This is a genomic window from Thiocystis violascens DSM 198, from assembly GCF_000227745.2.
GTDB lineage: Bacteria > Pseudomonadota > Gammaproteobacteria > Chromatiales > Chromatiaceae > Chromatium > Chromatium violascens.
Window position 1 is genome coordinate 194021 of the sequence record NC_018012.1, and the last position, 13471, is coordinate 207491.

The 13471-nt window shown below is 62.3% G+C and carries 13 protein-coding genes and 1 tRNA gene; 2 read left to right on the top strand and 12 right to left on the bottom strand.

All coding sequences use genetic code 11. From position 1 onward, the window contains the following. Nucleotides 1-208: 208 nt before the first annotated feature. From THIVI_RS23235 to THIVI_RS00955, 10 genes are all read right to left on the bottom strand, one after another. Nucleotides 209-1759, bottom strand: a complete 1551-nt coding sequence (locus tag THIVI_RS23235) for a prepilin-type N-terminal cleavage/methylation domain-containing protein (protein WP_014776768.1) — start codon at nt 1757-1759, stop codon at nt 209-211. After that, on the bottom strand, nt 1756-2298 hold the full coding sequence (locus THIVI_RS00920; RefSeq protein WP_014776769.1) for a hypothetical protein: 543 nt from the start codon (nt 2296-2298) through the stop codon (nt 1756-1758). Before THIVI_RS00920 ends, THIVI_RS23235 begins: the two co-directional genes overlap by 4 nt. Nucleotides 2299-2830: 532 nt before the next feature. After that, on the bottom strand, nt 2831-3811 hold the full coding sequence (locus THIVI_RS00925) for a type II secretion system protein (RefSeq protein ID WP_014776770.1): 981 nt from the start codon (nt 3809-3811) through the stop codon (nt 2831-2833). A gap of 310 nt (nt 3812-4121) precedes the next feature. Beyond that, on the bottom strand, nt 4122-5171 hold the full coding sequence (locus THIVI_RS00930) for a type II secretion system protein (protein ID WP_014776771.1): 1050 nt from the start codon (nt 5169-5171) through the stop codon (nt 4122-4124). A 256-nt stretch (nt 5172-5427) separates the two neighbouring features. Then, the gene (locus tag THIVI_RS00935; RefSeq protein ID WP_014776772.1) at nt 5428-5622 is read right to left on the bottom strand and encodes a hypothetical protein; all 195 of its coding nucleotides are present in this window, start codon (nt 5620-5622) and stop codon (nt 5428-5430) included. Between the two features lie 226 nt (nt 5623-5848). Further along, on the bottom strand, nt 5849-6154 hold the full coding sequence (locus tag THIVI_RS00940; protein ID WP_014776773.1) for a hypothetical protein: 306 nt from the start codon (nt 6152-6154) through the stop codon (nt 5849-5851). Nucleotides 6155-6792: 638 nt separating this feature from the next. Then, nucleotides 6793-7170 carry a hypothetical protein gene (locus THIVI_RS25450; protein WP_245537341.1) on the bottom strand — a complete coding sequence of 126 codons (378 nt, stop codon included), beginning with the start codon at nt 7168-7170 and terminating at the stop codon, nt 6793-6795. After that, the gene (locus THIVI_RS00945) at nt 7110-7757 is read right to left on the bottom strand and encodes an AAA family ATPase (protein ID WP_245537342.1); all 648 of its coding nucleotides are present in this window, start codon (nt 7755-7757) and stop codon (nt 7110-7112) included. Before THIVI_RS00945 ends, THIVI_RS25450 begins: the two co-directional genes overlap by 61 nt. A 5-nt stretch (nt 7758-7762) precedes the next feature. Next, nucleotides 7763-9400 carry an IS481 family transposase gene (locus tag THIVI_RS00950; RefSeq protein ID WP_014776774.1) on the bottom strand — a complete coding sequence of 546 codons (1638 nt, stop codon included), beginning with the start codon at nt 9398-9400 and terminating at the stop codon, nt 7763-7765. Nucleotides 9401-9425: 25 nt separating this feature from the next. Continuing rightward, nucleotides 9426-10028: a recombinase family protein gene (locus THIVI_RS00955; RefSeq protein WP_014776775.1), complete on the bottom strand. Its 603-nt coding sequence runs from the start codon at nt 10026-10028 to the stop codon at nt 9426-9428. Between the two features lie 597 nt (nt 10029-10625). Here THIVI_RS00955 and THIVI_RS00960 point away from each other — a divergent pair. Beyond that, entirely contained in the window at nt 10626-10865 is a 240-nt protein-coding gene (locus tag THIVI_RS00960; RefSeq protein ID WP_014776776.1) for a hypothetical protein, read from the top strand. Beyond that, nucleotides 10852-11133, top strand: a complete 282-nt coding sequence (locus THIVI_RS00965) for a hypothetical protein (protein WP_245537343.1) — start codon at nt 10852-10854, stop codon at nt 11131-11133. The genes THIVI_RS00960 and THIVI_RS00965 overlap by 14 nt, the downstream gene beginning before the upstream one ends. Before the next feature lie 678 nt (nt 11134-11811). On the opposite strand, the gene THIVI_RS00970 is transcribed toward THIVI_RS00965, so the two are convergent. Both THIVI_RS00970 and THIVI_RS00975 read right to left on the bottom strand, forming a co-directional pair. After that, nucleotides 11812-11887, bottom strand: a tRNA-Thr gene (locus THIVI_RS00970). Nucleotides 11888-11948: 61 nt separating this feature from the next. After that, a complete protein-coding gene (locus THIVI_RS00975; RefSeq protein ID WP_014776778.1) occupies nt 11949-13424 on the bottom strand; it encodes a DUF4139 domain-containing protein in 1476 nt (491 codons plus the stop codon). Nucleotides 13425-13471: the final 47 nt, after the last annotated feature.

The following is a 13471-nucleotide window of genomic DNA, read 5'->3' on the forward strand; positions in this document are numbered from 1 at the left end:
TCGGAGCCCGCTGGCGGGCGATACGGGCGAGGCGTCCGGTCGGGGTGCGCCGGTTGGCTGCCTTCCAAAGCCCCGCTCGCCAGCGGTGAGATGCCTGTCCTGAGCGAAGCCGAAGCGGGCGAGGGGCGAAGGGCGAGCCATCGCCGCATCGGTTGTGATTGCCGCGTTTCCAAGGGGTAAGGGTTGAGTTGTCATGGCGCGATTTGGCTTAGTTGATGGGCCAAGACCCGGGTAGGACTAGCCGGACCGTGCCCGGAATGAGCGTGAATCGGCGCCATGTAGTCATAACAACTGGTACCGTCGAAGGGGATATACTGCAATCAGTATTATCAATACGGTAAAATCTATAGGCCATTTCACCGAGATGAAGATACGTATCTGTGTCGTATGGATCCGTGTCGCCCCCAAATGTGAAGGTATGCACCTGCCTATTTCCGTTTGAGTTGAGTTCTAATTGATTGCCACTACCGCTTGATGGCATCTGTTTGATTTCGCCGTTTTCACGATATGCGACACGCAGGCACAGGTTATTATTTGCAGTGCCGGTGCCGAGAATGTAGGCGGCCGGCATCAAAGACCAGAATTGATTACTCAAAGAGCAATCTGCTTGATCTACAATAGAGTAATCACCATTAGCTTGGAAGCCAACAATGTCCCCGTTTGTTGAGTTGCGACAGACGTTTGCCGGTGCTACCCAAACGCCGTTAGCATCACCTTCGCAGTCGGCTGGAGTGCGTCTCTCGGGTAAATTGCAAACACCGCCAGGCCTGATTCGCCATTCCCATGTTCCAGTACATTGGGCTTCATCTTTTGCGGGAGGATCACATGACCATCCTTGATTGATCTGCGTTACCCATTGGGTGGTTATATCTTGACCATAATTATTGCAGTCATTAGATGTATCCATGCCATCATCCCAATAGTTTATTACACGGCAAGCGCCACCATAACGTAGGCAAGTCGCCGCATCGACAAAGCCGCCATCGCTGCATGAAACCGATGAACCATAGCTGCCGAAATCGACGGTAATCCCTTGGCCGTTGTCATCAGAAGGTGTGCCGTCCCAATCAGTAATTAAGACACAATATTCATTATTATAAACAAGGGTCTCTGAACCCGCAGGCGGGTAATCCTCTTCATAAAGCAAATCTCCACCTGGCTTGCCATCCATGCCATAACTCTGAATGATTAAGTCATAAGGGGTTGATGGTGGTACAAGCGGATCAAACCGCCATCCAAAGTTATCCGTACCATCGTCGTTGCCCCATCCATCCCGATAAACCGGGGCTCCATCCTCATCCGCAGTTGCGACCAAATAAGGGCCGTTCCAGCCTGCCCGCAGACCTGTGTCAACATTGATTGTGCTTTCGGGTAGCTCTAACCAGTTGCTGGGAGTGGCGGGATAATAAGTTTCGCAATCGGTCTGAGTCCGAACCTCGCGATGACCCTGGCAGTATTCCCGTGTCAGCAGTTCGGTCAGGTTGCGCGGCAACCTCCCCATATCCGCAACAAACCCCCGAATCTCCGGCTGTCCGTTGAGCGTACGCGAGGTGTCACCGATGATCGCCTTGCGGATCATCTCCAGACGGTTCTTCGTATCCTGATACCGCGCCTGCCCCAGATCGTCCCCCACCTGCGACAGCGCCATGAAGCCGACCACGGACATGAGCGCGACCACCACCAGCAGTTCCAGCAGGGTCATGCCCCGCTGGGGGCGGCGGGCGGGCGGGCGGTCCATCGCGGTCGGCCGGGCGTTCATGGCTGGACCATCGCCAGGGGCGCGCGCTCGTAGCCGACGATCAGGATCGCCGGGCCTTTCGAGTAGTTGTAGACATGCCAGCCGGTGAAGAGGGTCGCCGTGCCCTCGCCGAGCCGCTTGATGCCCTCGACCTGGGTGTCCTCGACATAGACCGGCAGGATGTGACCGCCCGGCGTCTCGACGAACATGCGGTGCGAGACCTTGGGTTCGGGGTCGAGCGGGAAGAAGCTCAGCGCGGTGTAGAGATAGTCGGTGTCGCGCTTGCGCGGCTCCTGCTTGATGCGCGCGCCGAAGCGCACCGGCGAGGGCTTGAAGAAGGCGCTGGTGCCCTTTTTCTCCGGGCGCGCGCCCTTGATCAGTTGGTCGATGTCGATGTCCTGGTATTGGGGTTCTGCCTGCGGCTGTGCGACGGTCGGCGGCTGATCCGGCGCCGCCGGCGCGGTCTGCGCCGCCGCGCCGCCCGGCGTCATCAGCGGCAGGCCCAGGGCCAGGCTCAGGGCGCCGATGCGCGCGGCCAGTGTCTTGATGCGGTTCTTCATGCTGTCATCTCGGGTTGTCTGAGGTCGCGGGCGCGGAGCGCCCCCCTGGTTTACTCGTTCCACGCGTTTCCATGCTCCCGCGTGGGAATGCCGCCGCACCGCGCCAGCGGTGCGTCCGTTTGGCGCGCCGCCCATCGGCCACGCGACGCCGGAGCGTCGCGAACGGCTCCCACGCTGGAGCGTGGGAGCGAGCGTGAGCCAACCTGAATCCGTTCGTGGTGAGGCACTCGAACCTCACTTGAAGCCGTTCGTGGTGAGGTTCTCGAACCATGAACGGCTTCACGCGCAGAGGCCCGGATTTCCCGTCCGTCCTTCGAGAGCCTCAGGACGAACGGGAAATCCTCCGAGCGTTCGACCGCCTGACCGCCTGCTCGCTAAACTTCCTAACACCCCACCTGAAGCCATTCGTGGCAAGGCACTCGAACCATGAACGGATTCACGCGCCGAGGCCCGGATTTGCGCTCGTTCCCACGCTGGAGCGTGGGAGCCAGCGTGAACGGGGCGAGAGTAGCGGTCGCGCGCATCGGCTGGGTTATTCCAGGCAGAGGACGATGTCGTCATGGTCGTCGTCGGGGTCGTTTCCTTCGTCCCCACTGTTGCCGCGTTCGCAGGGGTCGACGCCGTTGACGCCGCCGTAACGACCATTTTGCCCCATGCTGACGAGGCGTGGTCGCAGACCAGCCGGGGTTTCTGCTAGGTCGAAAACGAAATAGGGTCCGCCTATGCGTCCGAGGTAATAGCCGTTGATTTTCTTGTTAATGGCGACTTCGCGCGGGTAAGCGTTGTGTGTGCTGCGCCAGTCCAGCAGCCAACGGTCATATTTCGATCCGTCGTCAAATTTATGGAAAACATCGAAATTCGGGTCGGCTTTCACCGGGTCGGTGTCGCCAAAGGGGTCGGCGATCCCAATAGCTTCCGCGACCAGTTTGGCTGTGCCGCCATCTTCGATCGGGCTGCCGATGCCGTTGGTCTTTAGGTCATCGGAAAGGTCGACCAGGCTTTGCGAATCGCGCCGGAGATAGGGACCGCGCCAGCCACGGCCACGGCTAGCGTCCCAACTTTGTTCTTCGCTACCAGTACAGCCAAGCCATACCGGCCATTGAGGCGCAGGTGGCGGTAATGGGTTCGTGATGATCGGGCACTCGAACAACTGCCAAAAATTGGCTGGTGAATAGAACCATGCAGCGTTTTCCGCGGGAGTCCTGCTCGCATGATCGGGAATCGTTGATTCATTCACACCACCCGAATAGGTCGTGGAGCCAACCGTTAGCGCCAACCCAAACGGCCCCTGCTTCGGGTAATACCCCGTATCCTGCTTGAACTGCCGGATCGCCTTGGCGATCTCCTGCATCTCGACGCGGGCGAGCTGTTCCTTGTTGTCTTCGATCACGCCGGTGAGGTTGAGCGCGCCGATGCCGGCGACGGCGGCCAGGATGGCGACGGTCACCAGCAGTTCCAGCAGGGTCATGCCGCGCTGGGTGTCGGGCGGGTGTCGAAGTGGGGCGTGGATCATGCGTGTCCCGAGTTGGATGGCGGTGGCGAACCAGCGATGGCCTGGCGAGGCTCGGGACCGGGACAGGCGGATGGGATGCGTGTCGTGCTCGGTTCCGCGAGGCGTGGCGCGTCCGCTCCTCCCGCTCTCGCCCCAGTCTCTCAATGGGTTGGCGCCGGATGCGCAAGGGTCTGCGGAGGCACGGCCAGTCCTGGATGTCACTGTGGTTCGACGGGGACCAGCCGGCCCCCGTCGGGAATTCAAATGGCCGCCTCCCTGCGGCCCCGCGTCCCTGCGGCCTAGGACTCAAGCGAGCCCAGCTAGGCTCCGGTTAGATGGTATTGCGCGAGCCATCCCATTCGCCCAGCTCTTCTTCCTTGGTGTCGCCCGCGCCGTCGATGACGGTGACGAGGTTGACCTGATCGGCAGCTTCCCAGGTAGGCAAGGTCGCGCCAATAGCGCCATCAGAGACAGCACCACTACCAGCATCAACAGTTGCTTCGGTGGTGGTTCCGACCTGGAAGAGGGCAATGAACCGGTTGTACTCCGCGCCGGAGACATGCCGGTAAACGGGCACCGATGTCATGCTGCCGAGCGTGCCGTTCTTGAACAGGGTCGATGATGGGCCAATGCCGACGGCCATCATGATGGGCTTGCCAGCAGGAACAGTGCCGCTGCCGGACAAGGCGCCGGACGAGCCCAGGATGCGCTCGTAGTTGCCTGTCCAGATGGCGACGTCGAGACCCGTCGTGCCATATGCGGTCGCGCTGAAGTCGCTGCCGTCATTCGGGAAGTTATAGCTAAAGCCGCATCCATTTGCGTCCGGACTCAGGTAGATGTTGCCGGGAACGACGGCGTTGGTCCGCGCCAGGATGAGCGCTTCCGGAGTCGCGCAGGTCTTTCCGCTGCTGTCTTCAGGCGTAAAGCTGGAGTTCTTGGCGACGTAGCGCAGACCCTCGATACCGCCCGCAAACATGCCCGCTGCCGCAGAATTGGGCAGTGCTGTGATGGTGAAATCGGCCTTATCGAAGGCGACCATGTCGTACCACTCGGCGCCAGTGATCACATCATCTGTGGCGCCGTTGGTGAGCGTCGGCACCGTAGTAACTTGCAGCAGTGAATCCCAATCGCTCGGCAGCACATTGCGGTTCAAGACGCGATAGGTCGCGATGCCCTTATTCAACTCATCCATCATGGCGACATGCGCGGCGGCGGAGGCACGGGCGTCCGTGTCTTGCAGGGCGATGGTGGCGGTACCGGCGATGGCGGCCAGGATGGCGACCACGACCAGCAGTTCGAGCAGGGTGAAACCCTTTTGGCCGCGTTTGGCGCGACGGCTCTGGAGGCGGGTGGCGAGTTTGGCAATACGGGTGAATTTCATAACATTCAGTCTCGATTGAATGAGCTCCGTCCCCCCGCCGCGGGGCGCCCGGATGCCGGGGATTGTGTCAATGGTTTGAATGCCGATCGGTGCGCGCTTCCCGCGCCGCACCGTCGCGCTCGACACGGCCCCACGCCGTCGCCGAAACCGGCCTTCCGCCGTGGCCCCGCCCATCCCTGGAGCGGTGCCGTCCAGGAGCCTGTGGATCAGGCCCCGTCAGGCGCGCCTGGCCGGGCTCCCCCGACCGTTGCTGGCGCTATGCCTCGTCCGTGAACCTGTGGTTCACGATGTAGCGGTATTGCTTACCGCAGTGAACGATGACTTCTTTCTGTCCCCGCTTGAGCAGACGCACTTCGATGCGCAGTTCCCCATAGCCGTCGTGGTCGGTGAGGTCGGCGTAGAGGTCGCTCACCTTGGCGAGAACCTCTTCGTGAGTGTTGGTCTGCTGCACGGGTGAACTGTGATCCGTTGTCCGATTTCAGGTGAGAGCATAACCGGGTTTTGCGCAAATGTAAATCGTTCTTGTTTGTGTTTTTGAGATTTTTGTTGTTTTTTGGTGTTCGTTTGGGCAGGTGCTGTGCCATTAAGTCAAGCCGGTTCGACCCTTCGATAGTCTCAGGGCTCACCACGAACGGCTTGACTGAAGGCTGTGCGGCGCGCACGGGTCGGCCATTTGCTCAACCTCCGCAGGCGGCAAGGGCGCCTTTGACGGCGGTGAGCTGCTCGCGGAACTCGGCGCCAAATTTGCGGCGGGTGCGCTGGGCGGCTTCGTCGAAGCTTTCGCCCTGGTTGAGATAGTCGGCGATCTGGTTGAAGGCGTCGGCGTCGAGCGCTCCGGCGAGGGCGTCGCTGCGGCAGTCGGCCTGGGCGGCGGTCAGGCCGGATTTTTGGAGTCCGGCGCGCATGCTTTCGGTATCGGGACTGCCGCAGGCGGTCAGCAGCAGGGGTAAAACGGCCAGGGCGGCGATGTGCTTGAGTATCATGGCTCTCGGTCTCGCGATGGGTTTGCGGGCGCGCGTCCGTGTGGGGCGTGCGTTTCCGGAAAGGCGCTTGAGCGGGCGGCGCGATCGGGTCGGAGTCGGGGCTTGGGGCGCGGACTCCGGGCGGATCGGTCTTGGGCTCATGCCTCCGGATACCTGCCTGGCCATCGGTGTGCGAGGGCTGCGTGCCTTGCGGTCGCCGCGGCCTCGGGAGCCGAGAGGGTTGGGTGGGATGCTGGATGCTGTCGGAGCGATACCCCCCAGCCGGCGCCAGGCGCCGCGTCCGGGGGTATCCGCTCATGGGCGCAAGATTAACAGCCTCGTCAGCGGGTGGCAATGAGGGTGATTCGCGTTTGTTGATTTGGCGCAAAAAGGGTGTTGGGCGGGGTAAAGCAGGGTGTTGGGCGGGGTAAAGCAAGGTCGGCTTCGGGGTAAGGTTCAGCTAGACAGCTAGATGTAGCGGCCTGCAAACATCCGCGGCCCGACCTGCAAACATCGCAATTTTCGACCCGAATTAACTGCAAATATCGGGGGTCCAGGACCCGGATTATTTGCAAATGAGCCGACATTAACTGCAAACAGCCTGCAAACATCCGCGCCGGCCCAGATTAACTGCAAACGGCTGAATGAGCCGGCCACACTCACACCGGCAGCCCCGCAGCCAGTAACTGGCCATGCAGTTCCTGGGTCCGCCCCGGTGCCAACTGGCCGTGCAGAAAGGAGCGAATCTCCGCCGGGCGGACGTTGAGTAGATCGGCCAACGCCCGGGTGTTGTAGCCGTAGCGGGTCAGGGTCGCCTCCAGGGCATCAATGTCGGCCGCCAGGACGGCTTCGATGACCTCCAAGGTCACCGGCTTCTGCCCGACCTGATAGGCCGCCTCCAGCGCGAGCGTCAGGTACTGCTCGATCTGCAACGGGGTGGACAGTGCTGCGGCCAGGCGCTCGCGGGCCTCCGCGGTCAGCAGATCGGCCGCCGTTGCGGGGGCGCATTGCTCCAGCAACCAGTCCAGATAGGCCAACTCCTGCCCTTTGATCCCGTCCAGCCAGAACAGGGTGGTCCGGGCGCCGATCTCCTCCAGGGCTGGCCGGCGCAGATCGTCCTGAGCTTGGGGTGACCCACCAGGACCACGGACAGGGTGCCGCCGTTGTTCTGGACCAGTTCGATCAGGCGCTTCAGCCCGACCAGGGTCTTGGGGTGCAGGTCGTGCGCCTCATCGACGAACAGGGCGACCGGCTTCTTGCGCTTGGCGATGACCTCGATGAGCTTGCGCTCGCGCTTCTCCGGCTGGGTGGGGACCTTGAAGTCCTTCTCGGTCAACAGGTCGTAGAACAGGGCCAGCATCAGGGTGCCAAGGTTGATCCGATGTTTGTCCACCGCGAGCGACTGGGAGACCAGGATCTCGCGCTCGTCCTTGAGGGCCTCGGTCAGCCGGTGCAGCGTGGTGGTCTTGCCGCAGCCGACCAGTCCGACCAGGGCCAGGAGTTGACCGCCATGGATGGCGATCTTGATATCGTCGAAGACCCGGCGTTGCTGGGCGGTTTCGAAATAGCCGGCGCGCGGCAGTCCGCGGGTTAGCCCAAAGTGCTTCATCACCTCGCTCTGCATGCCGGTCAGCCTCCGCGCAGGGGTTTCAGATGGGTCCGCGCGTCGTCGATGACGTCGACCTTACGCAGTGACTCGGCCAAGGCGACATCAAGCGCGGCCAGCGCCTCTGCCGGCAGCTTGGCCAAGGGGGTGCCCAGGTACTCAGCGATGGCGCGTTTTGCCGCGACCGCCGTAGGAAAGGCCAGATCTTGGAACGGGTCCGGATCGACGAAGGGCGTCTGCGCGACGACGGGCCCTGGCGCCAGTCCTACCGAGGCGGCTGGACCGCCCCACACGGACCCTGGCAGGGCCAGTTGTTCAGCCAAGGCTGCGATGCGCTCAGCGCGTTGCTGGGTCTTGGTCTTTTTGAACGAGCGGTAGCGATGCAGGGGAATCGGCCCGCCGACCGGGTCGTAGGGGCCAAAGCGCCGCTCACCGTGCTCGACATAGAGGGCGTTGTCGAACAGTCCCCACCACAGAATCACGTCCTCGCCGGCCAGATCAGGGTCGACCTGGTAGAGGGTCCCCTCTAGGGAGACCCGGGCGTCGACCCCGACCTTGCGCCGCTCGGGCTCGCGGGCGAAGGTGCCGAAGCGCTCCCAACTGCACATGGCGCGCACCCCATCCGGGGGCAGGTTGGCCAGCCAGTCATCGATCCGCGCATGGGGCTCGCGGCGGTGGGGCATGCGGTTGTAGTGGATCAGGAAGCGCAGCAGCCAGGCGTTCGCCTCGGCCTCCGTCTCCGGCGCGTGCAGGTGGTAGAGGGTCTCATGCATCTCCTTGACGCTGCGAAAGGGCCGCTCGACCTTCCCCTTGGCCCGGGCCGTCGGACGCCGCCCGTCGCTGTCCTTGGGCATGTGGGTGCGCACCTCGATCCCGAGGTAGTCCATGACGCGGTGGAAGATCAGGCTCTTGCCGATCGGCCCAGAGTCCATGTAGAGCATGGCCGGGCGTCCCTGGAATGGCAACTCGGGGTCGGACTTCGGGGCCATCGCGTTGAACAGGAAGCGCAGCGCCGCCTCCACATCCTCGCCATAGACGCCGTGGTACTCCTGGTAGGCGACCCCGCTGCGGTCATCGACCACGCTGTAGAGCATCAGCAGCGGATGCCCGCGGCCCTCCTCGAACCAGGCCGGGCGCGCGACCTGTTTCAGATCCGACGGGCTCAGATCGAACTGCCAGCAGTCGTTGCTGTGGCGGGCCTCGAAGCGCACCGCCGGCGGGACCCGGGTCAGGGTCCGGTCGTCGAAGCCCCACTGCTTGAGGTAGTGATTCACGGTGCTACGGGTCAGCACCGCGGCCGGGGCACGCAGCAGCCCCGCGGGGGTCTCCACACCATGCTCTTCGAGCAAGCGGATGGCCTGGACGGTGGAGAGGTGGCGCCCCTTCTTGTTGCTGGTGCGGATCTTCAGCGCCGCAATCACCTCGCAGTCGTGCTCAAGCTCCGCCGGGGGCAGGACCCGCGGCACCCCGCGGTCGGCGCGGTTCAGGGCCTTGGGCCGGGCGCGTGCGCGCAGTGCCCGATAGAGCGCGTCCTCCGAGACCCCGTACAGAGCGGCCGTCTGCTGGATCAGCGCCCGGCGCTCCGGGCTGCGCGGCGCCAATGCGGCGCGCCGACGGCACAGGTCCAGCAGGGCTTCCGGCGGGAGTTGGTGACGCGTCATGGACGCACCACTCCCGGGCGACGCCCTAACGGCCCTGCGCGGCCGGGCCCGGGGTGCCGATCGGCACCCCGCGGTGGCGCAGGTAGTCGTAGAGGGTACTTTTGGCGATGCCAAGCTGGGCGGCGATCTCGCGCACCGATAGGCGCCGCTCGCGGTAGAGGGTCTCGGCGGCGCAGGCGGTTTTCTCAGCCTCGGGCGGTAGGCCCTTGGGGCGCCCGCCCAGGCGACCGCGAGCACGCGCAGCGACCAACCCGGCCTGGGTGCGTTCGCGGATCAGATCCTTTTCAAATTCAGCCAGCGCGGCGAACAAATTGAACACCAACCGACCCTGGGAGGTGGTGGTGTCCAGTGGATCGTTGAGGCTCTTGAGCCCGACCTGCTGTTCCAGCAGTACGCCAGCCAGTTCGACCAAGTGACGCAGGGAACGCCCGAGACGGTCGAGTTTCCAGATCACCAGCACGTCGCCCGGGCGCAGCTCGCCCAGCAGGGTATCGAGGACCGGACGCGGGACCTTGGCGCCGCTGACGACCTCCTGGTAGACCTTCGCGCACCCGGCGCGGCGCAAGGCGTCGACCTGCAGGTCCAGGCTCTGGTCTTTGGTGCTGACACGGGCATAGCCGATGTCCATCTGCCGCTCCGCGAGGGGCTGGTGGTTTGATTTACTCGTCGTAGCTTAGGAAAAGCGGTCGCAGATTTCCACAACCGGTTATCCGGACCGTGAGACCGGGGTTTCAGGCGGTGCAGTCGGGTGGCACTGGCGGTCTGCTGACGGTCCGGAAAAACCCTCGTTTTGCCGAACCGATAGTGGCCGGCGAGTGCGGCTCAATGCAGGGGCGGCAGGACTGCGCCCGCCCGCCGCGCCGGCGGCCAGACGGTTTCACCTGGATCCTGGATGACCGTGCGGCGGCGACTGATCCTCCAGCGACGGCGGCCGATCAGCGCCAACCCGTTGGTCAAGAAAGGCGCGGGCGTCGTTTGCAGATAATCTGGGCCGGCGCGGATGTTTGCAGGCTGTTTGCAGTTAATGTCGGCTCATTTGCAAATAATCCGGGTCCTGGACCCCCGATATTTGCAGTTAATTCGGGTCGAAAATTGCGATGTTTGCAGGTCGGGCCGCGGATGTTTGCAGGCCGCTACAGGTAGCGTTGCCGGTTGTGGAAGATGCAGAGCAAGTGAAAGCGGCGCGAATTGAATTGCACAAATCCGACTTGATGAGGACGACCCGATGACGACCGGCGAACACATTGAAGAATTAAAGGAAGCCCTGCGCGGAATCCTGTCAGAACTCACCAGCCGGATGGACGCAATCGAGACTGACGCATCAACCGCGCGGGCGCTCAACCGCGCACGGTTGGAATACCTTGAGAAACGCGAGGAGGACCGGTCCCTTCTCGAAAAACTCGCGCGATCCGTGAAACGCGCGGAAACGGCAACATCAAAGGGGAAATTCCGTGCAAAACGCTGAAATGAAAGCCGTCATCAGCCCCGAACTGCGCCAAGTCCTAGATCGGTTTTCCAGCGACTCCATGCCGTTGACGCTGGATAACCTGCGGATGGAAGCGAACATGTGGCGCGGCAATCATCCCCAATTCGCCGAACAAATCGACGCGCTGATTCAGGCGATCATCGATTCCGGGTTGCCGTATCGCGATGGCCCCAGCGAACCCGGACCCTGCCCCGATCCGCCGCGCGTCTATCAGGTAGTGCAGAACAAGGGCGGCTGGCTGGGTTAAACGAATCCCAAAGTGAGTCGATGGGGTGGTCCGACAGCCCGGAAAGACGGGCGCTAAACCTGCCAAGTCGGCGGGTTTTTTTGTGTCTAAAGCGGTGGAGGAATCGGCCTGCGCTCGCGTTCGTTTCGGCCTGGACGGCTGCGTTTTGCCATGAGGCTTCTCGCGATAGGGGGGGATATTTGCGAATTTAACACGTACTGTTTGTGAGCGCACCGGGTACAGATATAAGCGCGGATGTCGGAAAAATCTATTGTTAAATTTTAAGCGATAGGAAGAAACGATGATAGGCGACCGACACACCGCGCGGTCACGGCGCTGATCGTCCACCAGATCGAAGGCGACTCCCAGATCATCGAAGGTCATCGCCGATGGAACGCTATCGATCCGCCTGCGTGGTCCAATGCTGGAGCGTTATAAAGTAACAAAATGGGGCGGATGCTACACCCGGAGTCGCGGCGCTGGATCGGGGTTTGATGCTGCCGACTGTGGCTAGGATAGACCGCGTGGCGGTTTTTTGTGGGCAGGTACCAGTCAGGTACCACTGATGCAACGCGAAGCCCGGAACCGCTTAGATTGCTCTTTTTTGTCAGGTACCAATCTAGGTACCACTACAGGACGCGATTTAGGCGATTTAAGGCAAACTAGCGCGATCCTTGCGCTTGTAAGTCATTGATTTTTTGGAGCCGATGCGCGGATTCGAACCGCGGACCTACGCATTACGAATGCGTTGCTCTACCAACTGAGCTACATCGGCAAATCAGCGCGGCATTATAAAGGCTTTCGTCGACAGCCTCAAGCGGGCTTGTAAAGTCTCCCTAATGCCGAATCCGCGTCCGCCAGCTCAGCGTCGTTGAACCTTCCGCGGGGATCTCGACATGCCAGGACGCCAGATTGAATGCCTCCTTGGTGTGCGGCTGACTCTCCTTGACCATCTCCCAATCGCCGGGGATGGTTTCGAGCGCCTTGACCGTCACCGGTTCGGGCTTGGCGTTCTTGAGTTCCAGCTCGAAGGCGGCTTCATAGGCATAATCATAGGCCGTGGAGCCGCCCAGCTTTTTGAAGCCGGTCTGTTTGTGGCGCGCGGTGACATCGAAGCTCTCGCCAAGCTTGAGAACGACCGTCTCGTTTTTCGGGGTGTGGTCGATGGCGTCCTCGCCGATGAATTGGGCGTTGCCGCGACTGTCTTTCGAATAGACCCGAATCACGCCCTTGGGCAGCGGAATCCCCAGACTGCCGTCCCGGTTGACGAACTTCAGCGTGGACGCGACCGGCAGCTTGGTCCAGCCATCCCCGGTCTGCGTCTGGTAGGCGTAGGGTTGCCCCCTGACGATCAACTCCTTGACGAATGGCACCCTGGGCGCCGACAGCAGCGCGACCTGCTTGGTTTGCTGATGGAGGATGTCGGTCGGACGGGGTAGGGTGTAGAGATGGTATTCCGCCAGACTTTCTTCCTCCGGCATGGGCGCCGCCGCGGGCAGGGCCATCGCGCGCGCCATGGGCGGCATCGGCATGATCTCCTGGACCTGATTCACTTCGCCCGCTACCAATTGGACCTGCGCCTTGCGATAGGCGATCCCGCTGTCGTTGGTCAGGGTCACCCAGCCGTTGAGATCCATGGTCTGACCGTCCGGGGCGAGATCGGCCACATAATCCGCTTTCCAGGACAGGCCGCCGGTCAGATAGGAGAGTTCGAGATTGCCCGTGCCGGCCTGCGCGCTCTCCAGATGCAGCACGAGGGTGGGTTGATCGCGCAGATTCTCGGGGACATCGGGGAAGGCGAGGTGGCCGACCACCGCGGTTTCGATGCGGTCGTCATAGCGCAGCACCACGCCGTCGTTGACGGCCAGCACGGTGGCGGTCTCGACGGTCCGCTCGCCGGCGTCGTTGGCGCGGATGACCTGGACCGTGCGACCGACGTATTTCTTCAGCAGACTGGCGGGCGTGAGCAGGTCGAAGTCGAAATTCTGTTCCAGCAAGCTCAGGGCGAGTTGCCCCGTGGTTTCCTTGAGCAAGGCCGTCTCGGGGCGGATCCGTACCGAAACGGTGCGCCAGGCGAGGCGATTTTCGCCGGGCTCCAGCGTGACCTTCCGCTGGTCCTTGATCAGTGCAAGATCGTCGTTATAGATGGTGACGGCCAGCGCCTGCTGGCTGCTGTCGTCGATGCGTTGTTCCTGGTCCATGGCGGTTCCCGCTGAGGAGAAAAGGATGAGACTCAAAGCGGTGAGCGAAAGTCCGCAGGCGGTGCGGGAGCGCGGGCGCTGCAATGGGCGGAAGGCGTGTTCTGTCGGCATCTTGTTCTCGCGTGAATTTCGTCGCTTCGGAATGGCTTGGGCTGGCG